The organism is Paraflavitalea sp. (genome assembly GCF_059502485.1).
In genome coordinates this window covers 2673486-2693033 of the sequence record NZ_JCACET010000010.1, presented here as the reverse complement: position 1 = coordinate 2693033, position 19548 = coordinate 2673486, and the positions used below count along the sequence as shown (strand labels likewise).

The following is a 19548-nucleotide window of genomic DNA, read 5'->3' as shown; positions in this document are numbered from 1 at the left end:
ATGGCCGATGGTACTGCACAACAATGCGGGAGAGTAGGTAGCTGCCATATTTATTGAGCCTCGTAGTTTCCAACTACGGGGCTTTTTTGTTTTCTCCACCCACCACTCCCTCACCCACTACCCCCTCCCTCAATCCTCCTGTCGTTTTACCGCCCTGATTGACTAATTTTAGACATTACCAAACCTAAACAGCCTTCTTGCAAAGGACCAGCACATGCCGCCGCTTATGCCTGCTATTGATATCCCTGTGCTGCCTGCAGGCTAATGCCCAGCATACCACAAGTTCCGATGCACCTGTAAGCCACCAGATCATCGAATACACCGCCCGAAACGGCCTCCCTTCCTCCGAAATACTGAGCCTCCACCTCGATACCCGCCAGCTCCTCTGGATAGGCCATACAGCTGGCCTTAGCCGCTTTGATGGGTACACCTTCACCAATTACTTGTTTGCCCAAAACAAGCGGATAGGACGCGTTTTCTGTATCCTTGAAGACACAGCACACCATACACTATGGATTGGCTCTACGGCAGGCCTGTTTTATTACAATAACAATGAGGTTAAGCCTGTAAACTTCAGCGAAGGAGTCGTGCCTGTTTTTAGTTTACTCAAAGAGGGCAAAGGCCTATGGGTGGGCACGGGCATTGGGCCGGCCTGGTTCGACAGTGCAGCTGTACTGCAGGTCACACAGCATGATACTATTGCGATTGCCCCACACATATTACCAGCGTGGCGTACACTGAATGATGACAGCCGCGTCAAAAAAATGGCCTTACAGAAGAATGGTAAACTGCTGTTCGGTAACTTTTACAATGTCTATGAGTCAGACAGGCAATCCCTGCATAAAATATGGACAGCCAGCGACAAATCAGATCTCGTAAATAGTATCGTTTGCACCAACGAAGGAGAAGTATTGATCTGTGGCAACTTCAGTGGTGTTAGCTATCAAAAAGAAGGACAATGGAAAAGATTGCCCATTGAATACCTCACCGGCATGGACTTCCACCAGGAAGGCAACAATTGGTATTACTATAATTCTGAAGCCATTTATGAAGTAGATATCGTTACCAAGGCAACCCGTCTTGCAGTAAACATACCTTTCGATCACAGAGAATGGGGCTCTGCATTTACACGGGATAAAGACGGCAACTTTTGGATCGCTACCCACGAAGGGTTACTCTATGCCAAACCTGAAATATTTAAAACTCATCTGCAGGAAAAACCCGAAGGCTTCAATGAATTATACAGCATTTATCAGCTAAAAGATGGCGGCATTATAGCAGGAGGCAATCGCGGCAGAGTATTTAAAAAAGTAAACGACCATTTCGAACCGGCGCTGCCAGGCAATAAAACCATCTTTCCTACTGCGGAAGTCAAAAGCATTTTCGAAATGCCCAACGGTGATCTGTGGTACGGAAGTGGCTACCAGGGGGTGGCTCGGTACAGTAAAAACAAGTTCGAATACTTCTATGGGGAAAGTTCAGGACGTGGAGATAAAACGTTCTTCCATTTTTACCAGGGAAAGAACGGTGACCTGTGGGCCACCGGCGATAAGAATGTAACACGTATCAGAAAACCTGAAAAGAGCCACAGCGACACACTGGAGTTTACACAATATACCTACACGCTAAATGTTACAGACAATCCCATTATCCGCAGCCTGGTAGAAAGCCCTGGTGGTAAAATATATGTAGGAAGTACCTGGGGATTGGCTGTCATCCGCAACGACGCGCTTGAGATGGTTCCCTTGCACAAAGAACATTCCTTTGCCATTACAGATATGGAAATGACAAAGGAAGGGAAAGTATGGGTCGCTACACAGGCAAGCGGAATATTGCTATGCAAGTTTGTACAGGACAGCCTTGTTGTCGAAAAGCAACTTACGGCAGACGATGGCCTGTCATCCGATATATTCATAAAGCTGTTGGTCGATAAAAATAATGTACTATGGGCTGTAGCCTATAACGGGGTCAATCGTATAGAACAACTGGGTAAAGAATACAGTATTGTGTCCAAAGCAATTGACCGGACATTACTGAAAGGTGATTACCAAAGCGTAGACATGATGCAGGATAACAAAGGAACTATCTGGATGGCTACCTCATCAGGGCTATTGTCATTTGATCCGGCGGTGTATGCAAAAACGATCACGGCGCCCCATGTGCTCATAGATAATATCATGTTGTTGCAGAATGAGCAACGTATTCCTTTGCAGCAACAGAAAGGCATCTTTGCACACACCTCACTTTCACATGAACAAAACTCCCTTGAGCTGCTGGTTACAGGAATACATTACACTGACCCAACAGCAGTACAATATGAGTACAGATTACTGGGGCAGGACAGCAGTTGGATAAAAGCAGGCAACACACGGCAGATAATAATAAGAAGTATACCGGCAGGAGATTATACGCTCCAGGTGAGAGCAGCGGCAGGATCAAACCAATGGAGCAATATAGCTGCCTGGGCCTTTACCGTGCGGGCACCTTTCTGGAAAACATGGTGGTTCCAGACATTGGTAGTATTGACAATAGCAGGCATTGTTTATTATGGCGTGCGGCAGCGCATAGCAGCCCTGCGCAAAAAGGCAGCTACCCAGCGGGATTTCGAGCGCCAGATAGCCCGCGTAAAAATGAATATGCTAAGGGCGCAGATGAACCCCCACTTTATATTCAACAGCCTCAACTCTATCAATAACTTTATCCTGAAGAATGATCCACAGAATGCATCAGGATACCTTACCAAGTTCTCCCGCCTCATGCGTATGATATTGGACAACTCACGCAGCGAATGGGTGACGCTGGAGAATGAGTTAAGTGCGCTGGATCTTTATATACAGCTGGAAGGTATTCGTTTTGATAATGTATTTCAATACAAGCTGAACCTCGATGAGGACATCGATCCGGCGCAGGTGATCATTCCACCTCTTATTATTCAGCCCTATGTAGAGAATGCCATCTGGCATGGCCTGCTTTACCGGGAGAAACCAGGAGGATTGCTGTTGTTGGAGATCAAACGGGTAGGAGATCAGCTCACGATAAAAGTAGAGGACAATGGGGTGGGGCGGCAGGCATCAACAGATCTGCGCAGCAGATCGGCATTAAAAAGAAAAAGCCATGGCATGAAAATAACAGGAGAAAGATTGGACATCGTTAATATGACTTACGATGCCAATACCAACGTCAAAGTAGAAGATTTGTACGATGAAAACCAGCAGGGATCAGGCACGCGGGTGCTGATTACCCTTAATTATATACAGAATAAAATGGTTTGAACATGAAAGCCATTATCGTAGATGACGAAAAACATTGTCGGGAGTCATTGCAATCCATGTTGCAGATGCATTGCCCGGATATCACTATAGAAGCCGTTTGTGCCGATGGCCTGGCCGCCATTGCTGCTATAGAAGTCAATAAGCCTGACATTGTATTCCTCGACATAGAAATGCCCAGGATGAATGCTTTTGATTTGTTGCAGCAAATTCCGCGTATTGACTTCGAGATCATCTTTACCACGGCTTATGATCAATATGCCATCCGTGCTATCAAGTTCAGTGCGCTCGATTACCTGCTGAAGCCAGTAGATGCGGTAGAGTTGAAAGAAGCAGTAGAAAAGCTGAAGAACCGGCCCCGTCACTACATTGAAAAAGAGCAGCTGCAACAAGTAGTTTCCAGCCTGAGTGATACGACACAACATGACTTTAAGCTGATCATATCTACCCTTGATGGTAACTATTTCTTAATGCCCGATGAGATCGTTTATTGTGAAGGCAATGATAATTATACCCATTTCAACCTTACCAAAGGACGTAAGCTGGTGAGCGCGAAAACACTGAAGGAATATGAGGAAATGCTTGCCGGGCAAGGGTTTCTGCGCATACACAAATCTTATCTTGTGAACCTGAAGTTTGCGGTGAAGTTCTCGAAATCCAACTCAACACTCATATTACAGGACTACACAACACTCGAAGTATCACGACGTAAAAAAGAAGCAGTGATCAACGCCTTATTCAATAAGTAAGCCGTTTACTCATTTGGTATCCGTTCACTCGCTCAATTAGGATTCACCTAAGCACTTACCTTTACTTTAGGTCGTTAATTAAACCTGCCATCCATCCGTATACCCTCACACTTCCTGTGTCAAATCTACCTCGCTTCTGATTAGCAGTACAACCTTATAGTTTCTACCATAACCTTAAAATAACAACTATGAAATTAAAAGTTGCGTATCTGCTTTTATTATTAACGATGCTTTGCTTCAGTACAACGAATGCCCAGGATTTTTATTCGGGTGTGTGGCGCAAAGGCAATGGAAGTACCTATTTATGGTCGGGGGTAAACTGGGCCGACTTCAATAAGAAATGGGATGAACTGGCAAAACAGAACCTCCGCCTGATCGACATTGAAACCTATGAAACAGGAGGTAAACGTTATTTCTCCGGTGTGTGGGAAGGTGGCAGCGATGGATATGCCCTCACGCCTGCAGGTCTTGACTGGGCTGCTTTCAACAAGTTTTGGAGCGATTACAGCAAAACCTTGCGGCTGATAGATATTGAAACCTACACAGAAGGCGGTAAGAGATATTTCCTGGGTGTGTTCAGGCAGGGTACCGACGGGCATGCCCTTACTCCGGCAGGTCTCGATTGGGCTGCCTTCAATAAGTTCTGGAGTGATTATAGCAAGAACCTCCGGCTCATCGATATTGAAACCTATACAGAAGGAAGTAAAAGATATTTCCTCGGCGTGTTCAGGCAAGGTAATGATGGGTATGTGCTCTCTCCTTATGGAATGGATTGGACACAGTTTTCCAAATACTGGGAAGACAGGGCAAAGGAGAACCTGCGTTTGATAGATATAGAATCTTATGTAGAAGGCGGCAAGCGTATTTTTCTGGGTGTGTGGCGACAGGGGGCAGATGCTTATGCCCTTTGGCATGGAACGGACTGGCAAAGCCTCACTTCCAAGTGGGCAGAATACAATGGTTCCAACATGCAGCTAATAGACCTTGAAACCTATGATGGGGATTGCCCGGGTAACTGTCTGAATCAGGCGTTGATGGCGGATAATCCTTCTACTTCAGGACGGGATTCCTATGATTATGGCATTTATGCAAGCTCACAGCATTGCGAAGGAGAGCCCGGTAGTTGTCCGGCTAATCCATCCTCCAGCAGCAGGGTGTATTATCGCTGGCCCAACCTGAAGCTGGGCAACGATTACTACGTGCGCAACTCGGTGCTGTACGATGCAAAGGATAAGATATTCACGCTGCCTTTCAAAGAGAGCGCTTCCAACATGTCGAAGAATGGATGGCTGTACAGCCCCGGCGCCTGGCACCATGCGCTGGATTATTCAAGGAAGGATGGAAAGACATTCCAGATCACAGCTGCAGCGCCAGGGAAAGTGGTCTATGCGGGGTACGATGAATGGTCGGGTAATACGATCATCATCAGCCATAACGTAGGAAGAGAAACAGACGTTTACAGAACTATTTATATGCACGTGAGGAACGGCGCTGATAACGATTGTGCCGTGGCATGGAGCAAGAGCCAACCTACTTTGAACCAGGCTGCCAATGATCCCACAAGAGTCAAATACGAAAACCATTTGAAGAATACAGGGTGCCCTCTGAAAGCATCGGACAGGAATCCAGACGCGGGGTGGTGGGGAACCAATTCACAGAAGATCAGCAGTGATTTGGTCGGCAAAAATGTGCAGGCTGGCGATGTGATAGGGTGGGCTGGTAGCACCGGCCCCGGAGGCCAGGCTGCCAATCACCTGCACATTTTCTTTGCTCACCGCGATCCGGTCGACAAGCGCTGGTATTTCTTTGAGCCTTATGGTATTTATGGAACGCCCGATTGTTATCCCGATGCAGTAGATGGGGCGATTAATACGCCCTGTGCAAGGTATCCCGTGGCCTGGAAGAATGGCAAACCGGGGTACGCGCAGTAACCGCCTGATAGCGAAATCGTTTGCATAAATTTAAGGCAGATTCCTCATCCGGCAGCCGGGCTTTTTTTATATTTGTCCGGATGAGGAACCTGCTTTTTTTCCTACCCCTTTTTTTGTGCGGAGCTGTTGGCCATCATGCAGAACCCGTAAGAGCATACCGTATTACAGGACAGGCGCAGGGCACCACCTACCAGGTGACTTATTATGCCACCGATAGCATCGTAACGAAAGGCCAGGTCGACAACTTGTTGGCTGGCATCGACAGTTCTCTCTCTATTTACAAGCCATACTCCATCATCAGCCGCTTCAACCAGGCTGCATCTTCCATCGATATGGATGATCACATGACACGTGTGGTCAACAAAGCGATAGAAACTTACCGCCAAACAGAAGGTATTTTCGATATTACCGTCCAACCATTGGTGCAAGCCTGGGGATTTGGGCCTAAGAAGATCGATCAATTACCCGATTCTGCTACTATACGTGAGCTGAAGCAATGTGTAGATACTCGTTTTTTATTGGTGCAAGATCACCGGCTTGTGAAAGCAAAGCCTTGTGTTAAGATCGATGTAAACGGCATTGCGCAGGGATACAGTGTAGATGTAGTGGCGGCGTTTTTAGATAAAAAGCAATTGAAGAATTACATCGTTGAGATAGGTGGTGAGATCAGGGTGAAAGGACGCCGGCAGCCTTCTAATGAGAAAATGAAGATCGGTATCGAGGCGCCCGGTGAAGATGAGTTTCAGTTGTCATTATTGCAGAAGATCATTTCACTGGATAGCGGTGCTATCACTACTTCGGGCAGCTACCGGAAGTTTTATGAAAGCGCCGGCAAAAAGATATCGCACATCATCGACCCCCGCACTGGTTATTCTTCACAGGGAGAGCTGATCAGCGTAACGGTGTATGCTGCTGATGCCATGACGGCAGATGCGTATGACAATGCCTTTATGGTAATGGGGTTGAAACAATCGATCGCCTTTATTGAAGCAAGAAAGGATATGGCAGCTTATTTCATTTACCGCAATAAGCAAGGCAAAATAGTAGATACAGCAACGAGCAAATTCTATCATTTTATTACGCAACATTGAAAATAGAGCGGTCTGTTTATTACTGATCGCTTGCCATTTACAATTATGAGCAGAAGAAAATTTATACAACAGGCTGGTATACTCACAGGAGGTCTCCTGTTGCATAATCAGCTATTACAGGCCTTTGGTACCACGCGTCAGGAGAAGATCAATGTAGGTGTTATTGGCTGTGGCGACCGTGGCACAGGTGTCATGTCCATCATGCGGCAATTGCCCGAGCTTTTCAATATTTCAGCTATTTGTGATGTACTGGATTTTCGGCTTGAACATGCGCGTAAAGTAGCTGGTTCTGCTGCTCCCAAAGAATACAAGGACTATCGCCAGTTATTGGAAGATAAAAACATCCAGGCGGTTGTGATTGCTACGCCGCTCAATATGCACTTCCCCGTTGCCTCTGATGCGCTGAATGCAGGGAAGCATGTATTCCTGGAGAAGACCATGACCTACAATATTCCCCAGGCCACGAAACTGGTGAAGCTTGTAAAGCAGCATCCTACGCAGGTATTGCAGGTAGGTCATCAGTACCGGTATGTGCCCTTATACTTCAAGGTAAAGGAGATGATCGAAAAGGGCTACCTCGGTAAGATCGTTCATATAGATTGCCGTTGGGACCGTAACTGGGATTGGCGCAGACCTGTACCCGCTGGTTATACCGACAGACAGGTGAACTGGCGTATGTATAAGGAATACTCAGGTGGGCTGGTGGCTGAGTTGTTATCACACCAGATCGATTTTATCAACTGGGCATTCAATACGCATCCTGATGAGATAACAGGTACTGGTGGTATCGACTTTTACAAAGACGGTAGAGAAACGTATGATAATGTGGCGGTAGTATTAAGATACAATAAGGATGGCATGATCGGGAATTTTGGCGCTACCTGTGGTAACGCACGGGAGGGCTATATATTCAAGATCAAAGGTACCAAGGGAACTGTTGCCTTGCTGGTTAATGAAGGTATTTTCTATCCTGAAGCTACTACCAGGAAAGAATTGGAAGTGGTGGATGGTGTAAGTAGCGCTACCAAAATAGAATGGAACAAAGACGGCGGCATGCCCATCATCAAGGAACCGATGAAAGATGGTACCTGGTATGCTGTACAGGATTTTCATAAATGTATCATCGAGAAAAAGCAACCAACCTCCAATGTGATCACGGGCGCCACTACTGCAGTGTGTGTGCACCTGGCTAACGAAGCTGCTTATTCCCATGCTACCCGGCAATGGAAATCGGCATATAACTTTTCTTAATTATTACTAAGCGATATGAAAAAACTCCCTTTCCTTTTGGCAATGACAATGTTTGTCCATGGTGCGTTTGCGCAGAAGCAATCTGGTGGATGGACAAACTTATTCGATGGTAAAACGCTCAACGGCTGGAAAAAGCTGTCGGGCAATGCAGAATACACGATTGAGAATGGCGCCATTACAGGTATTACATCTTTGAATACGCCCAATACTTTCCTCGTAACAGAAAAAGAATTCGGCGACTTCATATTGGAGCTGGATGTGATGATGGAAGACACTACATCCAATTCTGGCATACAGTTCAGAAGCCACCTCAACCCGGCTGGCAATAACGGCAAAGGCCGTGTGTATGGCTACCAGTTTGAAATAGATCCATCTGCCCGTCGTTGGTCTGGTGGCATTTATGATGAAGCACGCAGAGACTGGTTATATCCGTTGGGATTGAACCCTGCTGCACAATCAGCTTTTAAGAATGGACAGTTCAATAAAGTACGTGTTGAATGTATCGGGCACAACCTGCGTACCTGGGTCAATGGTATCGAAGCTGCTTATGTAGTAGATTCTCTCGATGCTTCGGGCTTCATTGCCTTGCAGGTGCACAGCATTGGTAAACCCGAGCAGGCTGGTAAAAAGATCTACTGGAAGAATATCCGTATCAAAACAAGTAAGCTGATACCTGCTCCTCATTTGAAAGAGACTTTCGTAATGAATATGATCCCTAACACTTTGTCTGATGCAGAAAAGAAAGCAGGGACAGTATTGTTGTTTGATGGCGTTAGCTCCAACGGATGGAAGGGTGCTTACAAACCCGGTTTTCCTGAAAAAGGTTGGGAAATAAAGGATGGTGTCTTGAGTGTGCTATCCTCTGATGGGCATGAGTCTACTAATGGAGGCGATATCGTTACTACAAAAGAGTACAGTGCTTTCGACCTTACGTTTGAATTCAAGATCACCCCTGGCGCCAACAGTGGCCTCAAGTACTTTGTGACACTCAAAGAAAATAATCCGGGTTCTGCTATCGGATTGGAGTACCAGGTATTGGATGATAAGCTACATCCCGATGCCAAGATGGGACGCGATGGTAATCGTACGCTCTCTTCTTTGTATGATCTGATCCCTGCGAAGAAACAGGATCGTTTTGTACGTGCTCCGGGTCAGTGGAATATCGGCCGTGTGATTGTATATCCCAATAACCACGTAGAGCATTATATCAATGGCTTGAAGGTATTGGAGTACGAACGTGGTTCCCAGGCTTTCCGTGACCTGGTGGCTATCAGCAAGTACCAGAAGTGGACCAACTTCGGTGAAGCTAAACAAGGTCGTATCCTAATACAGGATCATGGTAATTCTGTGAGTTACAGAAGTATCAAGATCAGGGAACTGAAATAACTTTTCTATAGGTAAGCTGGTCTTTGGGTCAGCATAATGAATAAAACCCGGTCTGTTTTGAGCTACCTCAAAGCAGACCGGGTTTCGCTTTTGACCCCGGATAGACCTTTATTAACCAGTCACATGATAATTTTAATAATCATTGCATAATCGTAGAATCTTGTGTAGTTTAACGGCCATTTTAGGTGCTGCGTCAACATTATGAAGGAAGATAAAGCCAGTAGAACGGCTCAATATATGGCCTTATTCAGGGCGCTGGAAACTACCCGCCCTCCAGGGAAACGATTGTTCAACGACCCTTATGCTATTTCTTTTCTCGACAGCAGGCTGAAGCGCGCTGCTCAATTGTCGAAGATCCCTTTTATCAGGACGCTGGTACAAAATATCATCCACCGTAAAATTCCAGGAGCTTACTCGTCCGGTCTTGCGCGTACAAAATATATCGATGATCTGTTGCTGTATGCTATTAATCATGGCGCACAGCAGGTATTGATATTGGGTGCTGGTTTTGATACGAGGGGGCTCCGGTTAAGCTTTTTGAGGAATATACCTGTTATTGAGATCGACCATCCCAATACATCTTCTCTAAAGACGAAGGTATTAAGAGCAAGTCTGCCCAGCCTGCCCGGTAATATCCTGTATTATCAGCTTGACTTCAATAAGGAAAGCCTGGATGATATGATCTCCTGGAATCCTATAGACCTTGATAAGCCTACTGCTATCATATGGGAAGGGGTTACTAATTACTTAACGGCTTCGGCCATTGAAAATGTTTTCCGGTTTATGAACCGCTTTGCCGGTGGTTCGTATGTGATCTTCACCTACGTGCACAAGATGGTGCTGGATAATCCGCAGCAGTTTTATGGTGCGGAGAAATTACTGCAGGACCTGGAGAAGATCGAAGAGCGCTGGACCTTTGGTTTCAGGCCGGAAGAGTTGAAGGATTACCTCAATAAATTCGACATGGCTTTGTTGGAAGACAAGGGCGCTGTTGAATACCGCCATAAATACATGCCCCACAATACTGAAAAGGGGTATGAGTTTTACCGTGTAGCTATTGCGAAGAAGAGAAAGGAATTGTAAGTGGTGAGTAATCAGTGGTGAGTGCTTTTGCTTCGCGTGAGAAGTGAAAGGTGAGACGTGAAAGCTCTTACACTTTTCACGTCTCACGCTTATATCTTACCGGCCACGTTGCATTCCGTGGTTATTATTCCACCTTTTCTTAAACTTATTTTGTCCACTGTTCCTGTTGCCTGCCGCGTTACCATTACCGGCTGATTTCTTTTGAATAGCTGGTTGCTGGTTTACAACAGTTTTGGCAGGAAGATAAGGATGCTCATCCACTACAGGAATGGATTGCTTGATGAGCTGCTGAATGTCTTTCAGGTAAGCTCTTTCCTCAGCGTCACAAAATGAGATAGCGATACCGCTGGCGCCTGCGCGGCCTGTACGGCCAATGCGGTGTACGTATGTTTCAGGCACATTGGGCAACTCATAGTTGATCACGTGCGTGAGGTTGTCTACATCGATACCACGTGCGGCAATATCGGTAGCTACCAGGATACGTATTTTACCGCTCTTGAAATTGTTGAGTGCGTGCTGACGCGCATTCTGCGACTTATCGCCGTGAATAGCATCTGCTTTAATGCCTGAGCGTACGAGTGCCTTAGCAATCTTTTCTGAACCATACTTGGTGCGGGCAAATACCAGCGCACGTTCTATGGCAGGATTCTCCAGCACGTGAATGAGCAGGGAACGCTTGATATCTTTATCGGTAAAGTATACCTGTTGCGCGATCTTTTCTGCGGTAGATGATACGGGGGTAACTTCTACTTTCACCGGGCTCTTCAGGATGGTATTGGCCAGTCCGGCAATTTCCGGCGGCATGGTAGCAGAGAAAAACAGTGTTTGTCTCTTAACCGGAATGCGGGTAATGATGCGCTTTACATCATGAATGAAGCCCATGTCCAGCATGCGGTCTGCTTCGTCCAATACAAACAGTTGCAATTGTTGCAGGTTGATGAATCCCTGGTTCAGGAGGTCGAGCAAACGGCCAGGTGTAGCGATCAGGATGTCAATGCCATTCCTGAGTGCGTTGACCTGGCTGTGCTGAGATACTCCACCGAAGATAACCATCTGGTTCAGGCCAGTATATTTACCATATGCTTTGAAGCTTTCTTCAATCTGGATGGCCAGCTCACGCGTAGGAGTAAGCACCAATGCCCTGATGGGGCGTGGGCCTCTCTGTGCAGGCTGTTGTCCATGCAATAACTGGAGTACGGGAATAGCGAATGCGGCTGTTTTGCCGGTGCCTGTCTGGGCCACGCCCAACAGGTCTTTTTGTTGTAATACGACAGGGATAGACTGCTCCTGGATGGGAGTAGGCGTACTATAGCCTGTTTCCTTCAGTGCCTTTAATAAAGGCTCCTGGAGGCTCAATTGATCAAATGTCAAAATGATAGTTTTTAATAAATAAAGTGTTAACTATCAGCTGCGTAGATAAAAAACGGAGAGAGAGTTAACCTGCTCCTCATCAACTTATGACTTGATGAGCTTTCTGTGAGGGAAAAAGATGATCGAGTCTATTAGAGTGAGAATGACGGGGCAAAGATATGCCTATTTCCTGTAATATCCTATAATGATACGTTAAAGGCCAAAGTGAGGTCATTGTTACCCTCTGCGGCGCTTACTGTATTCTGTGGTGTATTAAATATAATACAGTAACTTAGTTGTAGATACAACTAATATGAAGCCGGAAGGATTAGACCAAAATATTATCTATTTGTGTGCTGAGTTTTCTCACCGATTTAGCCAGGTGCTGGCAGCGGAGTTTAAGCAGCATGATATCGATGTTACGGCCGAGCAGTTTGCCATATTGGTGGTGTTGTGGTACCGGGATGGGATAAGCCAGAAAGAGATCAGTGAACAACTGAACCGGGATAAAACAACTATTACGAGGGTGTTGATGAATATGAAGAAGAACAAACTCATCAGGCAGGTAACTGACGCGGAAGACAACCGTTCCAATCTTATATATCTAACCGCCAAAGGGAAGGCCATACAAAAGGCAGGTGTGCAGGTGTCCGGACAGCTGTACATGAAGGTGCTCAAGGATATTCCACAAGCTCAATTACTGAATGGTATTCAGGTTTTGCACAAGATGCTATTGACTTTATAAACTAAAAATAGATGTATATACAACTTTTTTAAACTACACAATATGAGAACCCGATTCTATGTCTCCCGATCCTTACTGTTGCTCACTGGTATTTTTATCGTTACAGGGCCGCTTGCGCAGGACAAAGCTGTAGCTGGTAAGCTGTTTCCCCGGAAGTATAAAGTGGGCGATACTTACCGCTATCGCCTAACGACCGAACAGTTGTACAATGGCAAATGGAATGCAACGACCGTAGTTGTGATGCAACTAAAAGTGGTGTTGGATAGTGCCGGTGTGCCGTATGATGAAGTGTACAGTATTTCGCAAATGGTATATACTCCTAAAGACACTACCAATGCCGATGGGGAAGCCCGTGCTGTAAAGCCTTATCGCATTTCCCTGCACCCGGACGGTACTGTAGACATCCCTAAGATAGACGTGCCGGGCATGACTGGACCTATCACTGATTTTATTACCTTCTTTGTGGCCGTGAGCCCGCAATCGCGCATAAATACGTTGGAAAAGAAAGGGGATAGCTTGATCAAGAAGGAAACAGTGAAAGGCAATTTTGCTAATGGTAAGTCTATCCTGTATGGTGAGGATTGCCTGGCCATCAAAGGTTATATAACTGATGTGACCAGTGCTTCTGTGAAGCTGCGTACGCTGTTTTTGCCACCGACACAACCCTGTCTTTCGTTTTTATTGGAGGATATGAATGCGGCAGTAACCACTGGCGTACTCAATAACTTTCAGATGGTGCAACCGGCCGGAGGTAAGGTCAATGTACTTTTTGGCAATGAGGAGTTTACTATTAATTCTGTAGTAAGCAGGAAGGATGGGAAGATAACAGCGGCAGAGATGTCCAATACGTTACACCTGAAAATGCGCATGGGCTGTGATAGCGCTTATAAAAATCATCAGATGGAGGCGCCGTTTCATATTCAGCGCAACCTGAAACTGGAATTATTATAAGAGAATGCAGGCTTCAGCTATCAAAGTTGTAAGCTGAAGCCTGCATGTAGTGATCTTATATTTTAGGCTCCCAGCCTTTCTCGTAGTCTCTTCTCCATAGTTTCATGGCTTTCTTATCGCCAAGGATATGTCCGTTGGTGGGATCGGTAATCAGCGTTCTTCCTGTGCGCTGGGCAATATTGGCCAGCAGACAAAGTAGTACGCTTTTATGTCCTTCGCTCACTGGTGAGTTCAGTTTCTCTTCGCCGCGTATGCTGTTGACAAAGTTGTTGAAGTGATAAAAGTCCAGGTTGCCGGTAGAGCTTACAAGGTTGCCGGAGTCGGCCTTGGCTTCTGTTTTCACTTCCTTGACCAGCTTCTTATTGTTGTCGAATATTTTATAGTTGTCTGCGCCGTAGTTGACAAGGGTGCCTTTATCGCCGTAGATGATGAAACCTCTGCCAGCTCCTTCTACCGGGAAATCACTGCAACTTCTGCTTTCCCAGGTGATGGCTTTGTCATTACCAAATTCGTAGGTGGCTATTTGCGTATCAGGTGTTTCCCAATCGTCTTTGAAGGCATAGCGTCCGCCGGCGGAGGTTACTTTGGTGGGGAAGTCTACACCGAGGAACCAGCGGCAGCAGTCTATTTCGTGGGTGCCGTTGTTGCAGGTTTCGGAAGTGCCCCAATGCCAGAACCAATGCCAGTTGTAATGAACAAGGTTGTCCTGGTAATCTCTGCGGGGAGCAGGTCCTTGCCAGAGGTCGAAATCGAGGGTCATGGGGACTGCTACTTTCTTACCATAGCCAATTGATTTGCGGTTGTTGGCGTACCAGGCTTTACCGAGGTATACATTGCCAATGATGCCTTCGCGCACTTCTTTTACTGCATTGATGAGGGTTGGGAAGGAACGTCGCTGGTTACCCATCTGGATGAGCTTACCGTGTTTGTTCATGGCCTGCACCAGCAGTTCGCCTTCATAGGGGTTGTGTGCGCAAGGTTTTTCCACGTACACATGTTTGCCATGCGTAACGCCGAGGATGGAAGCGGGTGCATGCCAGTGATCGGGTGCGGCTACGACCAGTGCATCGAAGTCCGTCTTTTTCACCAGCTCGCGGATGTCTTTTATTACCGTAGGTTTTCTGCTGGCCTGTGCAAATGGTTTTAAGCCATTTTGGATAGCTTTTTCTTCCACATCGCATAGGTAGGCTATTTCTACATTGGGCAATTTGGAAAAGCATTCTGCGAGGTAAGCGCCCCGGCTGTTGACGCCCATCACGGCCAGCGTTACTTTGTTGCTGGGGGCGTTTTTGCCAAATACCGGGAAGTTGAGGATGGTGATACCGGCTGTCGCCATGGAGGCATTCTTAATAAAGTCTCTTCTTTTCATCTGATATTTTTTATTCTTTGGGGCCAGATGGAATTCGCTCAAGGCTCATTTCATATGAAACCCGTTTGTGTATATATTGTCAAGTTGTTAGGTCTGTGCAAGCAAATAGCTTATCTTTTATGCGCATTGATTGCTGCTTATGATCCATTCTTTCAATATTGCCATCGTTTGTAATTCATTGGCCGGTAATGGCTATTCTGAATTGCTTACCCGCCAACTGCAGGAGTTGCTGGATAGTCAGCAAATTCCCTGTACGGTTTTTATGGACGATTGGCCTGCTCAATTTACCGGCTTTTCCGATGTGTTCATACTGGGTGGTGACGGCACGTTAAATCGTTTCATCAACCAGTATCCAAATATATCTATTCCGTTGTCAGTTTTTAAAGGTGGTTCCGGAAACGATTTCGGTTGGAAGCTTTATGGCAATACTTCTTTTGAGGCGCAGGTAAGAAGGGTGTTGTCTTCGTTGCCAAGGCCTGTGGATGCAGGCAGCTGTAATGGGCGCCTGTTCCTGAATGGTGTAGGCGTTGGTTTCGATGGGGAAGTGGTAAGGTCGATGGGCCGTAAAAAGATCATAGCGGGGCATCTGGCTTATTTGGCCACCGTGATTAGGAAGATATTCTTTTACAAGGAAAAGGTGCTGGAACTGGAATATAATGGGCGTAAGGAGCAAGACCGGTATTTTATGATCAGTGTGGCTAATGGCTCGCGGTATGGTGGTGGCTTCATGGTAGCTCCTCAGGCCGTAGTAGATGATGGGTGGCTCGACCTCGTGATCATCAAAAAGATCCATCCTTTAAAGCGCTGCTTTTATCTGCCCAGGGTGGAGAAGGGGAAACATATTGCGCTGCCTTTTGTGAAGGTGGACAAGGTGAAGCAAATAACTATCCGCGCGAGCCAACCTGTTGCCGCGCATGTCGATGGAGAATTGGTAGAGGAGAATGAATTTGCTATTGAGTTGCTGCCGGGCAGGTTTTTGTTCAGGGGGATGAAGTAGTCGGCAGTAGCAGCCGACGGTCTGGCCGCTGGAGCGGCCTGACTAGTGTTCCGGTAATAAAAATGCCCCGCCTATGAGGGCAGGGCAGGTAAACCTCTAAAAAAACTATTTATGATGCTGATACTGTTTCGTTCTGTTGATCGACAGTAATAACGGGAATGTTTGACCCGTAGGATAGTATCTTCTTCGTGATCCTGTTCCACCAACCCGGCATGTGGAATTCTTTGAAGGGGTTGGCCATGATCAGATCTGCATTGATACGTTTTGAGAACTCCAGCGTGCTTTTCGCCAGGTTCTTTCCTTCCAGCAGAAATGACTGCACCGGTATAGTAGACAGGCTTTGCACTACTTCCAGCGCTTTATCCATAATGTTTTCGGCTGTGTTGCTTTCACTATCACTCCGCAGTGATACCAGGTATACAGTAGATTTGAAAGAGCGTGCCAGCATGGTGGCCAGTTTGATGCGGTGCATCGGTAACTCGCCGGTGAGCGGCAACACGATCTTCTTGAAATGGCTCACCAGTCCACTGGAGCGCACCGCCAGTACAGGCACATTTGCTTTACGGGCCAGATTACTGATGGATACAGAAGAAAGGATGCGGTGTATCAGATTGAATTTGGCCAATCCTACTACTACCAGGTCCATGTTGTATTGTTCGATGTATTTAGCCAGTTGCTGACTGGGGTTACCCTGTAGCAGGCTAATCTCTATTTTACCGCCTCCGCAAATGTGCTGGCGGTATGTGTTTTTTAATGCTTCCAGTTTCTTGCTGGCATTGCTCATCTCTGCTGCGCGGCCAGGCATGTTAAGGCTGGTTTCGATGGGCAGCAGGGGTAGCAGGTTATTGGACACCACGTGTACGAGGTGTATGTTGCAATTGAACGTGTTGGCCAGCTCGATAGCTTTCGAAATGGCCCACTTGTTCTTTCCGGTAAAATCTACCGGTACCAGAATATTGTAAAAGGTCTTCGGCATGCGCAGTGTTTTTTAAGGTTTACAATTAAGTGGTCGGATTATTAAGCGAGTGCCAGTAATGGCTGAAAACTGTTTTCACGGATATTCTTTGTTGCGATGGCTTCCAACAGCTCATCTTTTGTACAGAATGCCACTCCTTTTCCTGCGTGTCCAATCATGCAACGGTCGTCGCGGCTATCGCCTACTGCCATACAGTTCTTGAGTTGTACGCTGTATTTTTCACAGGCGTACTGCAAAGCGTTGGTCTTACAATAGGAATGGCCGCAGATGCTTTCCGGTGAACCAAAGAAATAGAATGGCAGGTTTACTTCGCCGGTAGCTTTTCCTTCAAAGAACTCTAACTGGTTGGCGTAGGAGAAATCTGCATCTATTTGCTGGCGCACGTAATTGGTGATCAGCGTATAGCTGTTGCTGATGATGCCAACGATATAGCCTTTTTCTTTCAGTGTTCTTACCACTTGTTTTATGTCGGGCACCATTTCTATTTTGCTGGCTACATTGAGCAGGTCGTCCATGGTGCGGCCTTTGAGCAGCATGCCAATGCGTTTGGTAAGGATGATGGAATCTTTTTCCTGTGCCCGCAGGTCTTCCAGTTTACCCGTAAATCCAAACTCCTTCGCACAGGCATCAATGGTACGTCCCATCAGGATGGTGTCGTCCATATCGAAGACCACCATTTTGTGAAAGCCGCTCAGTTTTTCTTTGAGGGTTTTGTTCATTTCACTATTGATGGCTTCGAGGGAATGTATGTCTTCTTCACTGATCTCTTCGGGATGCTGGCGTTGTGCTTTGCTGATGATGGCGCGGGATACTTCCTTGCTCATTTTGCCCAGCGCCTGCCAGGGTTTGCTCTTGTTTTCTATATAGCCGATGTTGACTTCTTTGATACGGGCTTTCATGAGGTACATGTCTATCAGGATACCAATGTCGACTCCGTAATCGTTGAAGAAATCAATCTTTTTGAAATATGATTTTTTACCGGCGATCATGCCACTGAGTGGTTGTGAGAAGTAGGATAATCCCGGATAGAAGATGTTGAGTAAGGGTTTTGCCACCAGTTCTGTCACTCTGCCGGCGTTTCGTGCAAAGCTGCCTTTTACGAAATCTGCTTCATCATTGATTAGCGGCTCTGACAAGCCTGTAATAGTGCCTTCCGGGTATGGATCAATGTCACCATCGAGGAATATGATGATCTCATTGCTGGCCTGTTGTATACCATCCTTCATGGATATGCCTTTTCCGCGTATCTGGCTGGTAATTACTTTGGCACCTGCTTCTGTGGCTACTTTGGCTGTATTGTCTTCTGATTTATCGTCTACTACAATGACTTCTGTTACGTGTTCATGTTGCCGACAAAATGCAACAACACGGGCAATCGTTTGCTCTTCATTCAGGACTGGAATTATTACAGTTAGCACATGTACCTCCTTTTGTTCTACGTTTTAGATTGGTGTTTACTGCAGCTTTTATTCCCCAACGTTGGGGAATAAACCGAGGTCATGGTATATTGACAAAAGCCGTGCCTCTGCTGCAGATACCTGGATTAATTTTCTGTGTTCAAATGTTCTTTTCAGCACTTACTATTCGAGGGGTTTCCTAAGGAGAAATAAGATCAGTTTCTGATCTTTAGGAGGCATTAAAACGAGGTTAAAAAGGTATTAATATAGCGGCGGGGAAAACAGCCGGCAATGGGTCCCGACAAGAGCCGGGATCAATCGGCAATGGGTTGATGAGTGAGGTAAACGTGAGAAGTGAAAGGGGCGTGGATGAGTGCTGATGGGTGGGTAGGAAGGAGATGTATATGCAATAAAAAATCCTTCTGAAAGATCAGAAGGATTTAGTGTATACAAAGAGATGATGTTTTTAGTAATCCCTGTTGTAACCACCGCCGCCGCCGCCACGGTTGAAGCCACCTTTCTTGTAACCGCCGCCGCCGCCGGAGCCGCCGCCGAAGCTTCTTTTCTTGAAGCCACCGCCGCCGCCGCCTTGTGGTTTAGGCTGAGCTTCGTTAACGATGATCTTTCTGCCGAGTACTTCTGATTCGTACAGGCTGCTCAGTGCATTTTGCGCTTCGCCGTCCTCAGGCATTTCTACGAAACCGAAGCCTTTGCTACGGCCGCTTACTTTGTCCTTAACGATTTTTGCAGAAGTAACAGAACCGTATTGTTCAAATAAGGTTCTCAGATCCTCGTCGGTCATTTGCCAGGAGAGGTTCCCTACGTAAATGTTCATTGTAACTAAAATTTTTAAAGTGCTGAAAAAAACCGATAATGACAATAGTTACTGCAATGAACTGAGGAAACCAGGATATTAGGTAAGACACTTCAGAACACGAGTACTAAGTACATTAATCAACTGTGAAGATAGTGAAATAATTATTTAATAAACAAAAATATTCCG

At 46.2% G+C, this 19548-nt stretch carries 15 protein-coding genes; 10 read left to right on the top strand and 5 right to left on the bottom strand.

Annotation, left to right across the window (positions count from 1 at the left end):
* Window positions 1–197: 197 nt before the first annotated feature.
* The 7 genes from AC5JBY_RS27915 to AC5JBY_RS27885 all read left to right on the top strand — a co-directional run bounded on the left by AC5JBY_RS27915 (window position 198) and on the right by AC5JBY_RS27885 (window position 10760).
* The gene (locus tag AC5JBY_RS27915; protein ID WP_495907967.1) at window positions 198–3272 is read left to right on the top strand and encodes a sensor histidine kinase; all 3075 of its coding nucleotides are present in this window, start codon (window positions 198–200) and stop codon (window positions 3270–3272) included.
* A gap of 2 nt (window positions 3273–3274) precedes the next feature.
* The gene (locus AC5JBY_RS27910; RefSeq protein WP_495907966.1) at window positions 3275–4018 is read left to right on the top strand and encodes a LytR/AlgR family response regulator transcription factor; all 744 of its coding nucleotides are present in this window, start codon (window positions 3275–3277) and stop codon (window positions 4016–4018) included.
* Window positions 4019–4206: 188 nt separating this feature from the next.
* Window positions 4207–5949, top strand: a complete 1743-nt coding sequence (locus AC5JBY_RS27905; protein ID WP_495907965.1) for a peptidoglycan DD-metalloendopeptidase family protein — start codon at window positions 4207–4209, stop codon at window positions 5947–5949.
* A gap of 80 nt (window positions 5950–6029) precedes the next feature.
* Window positions 6030–7040, top strand: a complete 1011-nt coding sequence (locus AC5JBY_RS27900; protein WP_495907964.1) for an FAD:protein FMN transferase — start codon at window positions 6030–6032, stop codon at window positions 7038–7040.
* Between the two features lie 45 nt (window positions 7041–7085).
* Window positions 7086–8291 carry a Gfo/Idh/MocA family protein gene (locus AC5JBY_RS27895; RefSeq protein WP_495907963.1) on the top strand — a complete coding sequence of 402 codons (1206 nt, stop codon included), beginning with the start codon at window positions 7086–7088 and terminating at the stop codon, window positions 8289–8291.
* Window positions 8292–8333: 42 nt separating this feature from the next.
* Window positions 8334–9677: a 3-keto-disaccharide hydrolase gene (locus tag AC5JBY_RS27890; protein WP_495907962.1), complete on the top strand. Its 1344-nt coding sequence runs from the start codon at window positions 8334–8336 to the stop codon at window positions 9675–9677.
* 201 nt (window positions 9678–9878) lie between these two features.
* Entirely contained in the window at window positions 9879–10760 is an 882-nt protein-coding gene (locus tag AC5JBY_RS27885) for a class I SAM-dependent methyltransferase (RefSeq protein ID WP_495907961.1), read from the top strand.
* A 96-nt stretch (window positions 10761–10856) separates the two neighbouring features.
* Here the strand turns inward: AC5JBY_RS27885 and AC5JBY_RS27880 are convergent, their stop codons facing one another.
* Complete coding sequence (locus tag AC5JBY_RS27880; protein WP_495907960.1) at window positions 10857–12131, bottom strand: DEAD/DEAH box helicase; 1275 nt, start codon at window positions 12129–12131, stop codon at window positions 10857–10859.
* 292 nt (window positions 12132–12423) lie between these two features.
* Here AC5JBY_RS27880 and AC5JBY_RS27875 point away from each other — a divergent pair, with 292 nt between their 5' ends.
* Together AC5JBY_RS27875 and AC5JBY_RS27870 are read left to right on the top strand one after the other, a co-directional pair.
* Entirely contained in the window at window positions 12424–12855 is a 432-nt protein-coding gene (locus tag AC5JBY_RS27875) for a MarR family winged helix-turn-helix transcriptional regulator (protein WP_495907959.1), read from the top strand.
* A gap of 42 nt (window positions 12856–12897) precedes the next feature.
* On the top strand, window positions 12898–13806 hold the full coding sequence (locus tag AC5JBY_RS27870) for a hypothetical protein (protein ID WP_495907958.1): 909 nt from the start codon (window positions 12898–12900) through the stop codon (window positions 13804–13806).
* A gap of 55 nt (window positions 13807–13861) precedes the next feature.
* Here AC5JBY_RS27870 and AC5JBY_RS27865 read toward each other — a convergent pair whose 3' ends face one another.
* Complete coding sequence (locus AC5JBY_RS27865; protein WP_495907957.1) at window positions 13862–15175, bottom strand: Gfo/Idh/MocA family protein; 1314 nt, start codon at window positions 15173–15175, stop codon at window positions 13862–13864.
* Window positions 15176–15314: 139 nt separating this feature from the next.
* Here AC5JBY_RS27865 and AC5JBY_RS27860 point away from each other — a divergent pair, with 139 nt between their 5' ends.
* On the top strand, window positions 15315–16172 hold the full coding sequence (locus tag AC5JBY_RS27860) for a diacylglycerol/lipid kinase family protein (RefSeq protein ID WP_495907956.1): 858 nt from the start codon (window positions 15315–15317) through the stop codon (window positions 16170–16172).
* Window positions 16173–16281: 109 nt separating this feature from the next.
* Here AC5JBY_RS27860 and AC5JBY_RS27855 read toward each other — a convergent pair whose 3' ends face one another.
* From AC5JBY_RS27855 to rbp, 3 genes are all read right to left on the bottom strand, one after another.
* Complete coding sequence (locus AC5JBY_RS27855; RefSeq protein WP_495907955.1) at window positions 16282–17148, bottom strand: universal stress protein; 867 nt, start codon at window positions 17146–17148, stop codon at window positions 16282–16284.
* A gap of 41 nt (window positions 17149–17189) precedes the next feature.
* On the bottom strand, window positions 17190–18566 hold the full coding sequence (locus AC5JBY_RS27850; protein ID WP_495907954.1) for an HAD-IB family phosphatase: 1377 nt from the start codon (window positions 18564–18566) through the stop codon (window positions 17190–17192).
* Between the two features lie 445 nt (window positions 18567–19011).
* Entirely contained in the window at window positions 19012–19380 is a 369-nt protein-coding gene (gene rbp, locus AC5JBY_RS27845; protein ID WP_167289789.1) for an RNA-binding regulator, read from the bottom strand.
* Window positions 19381–19548: the final 168 nt, after the last annotated feature.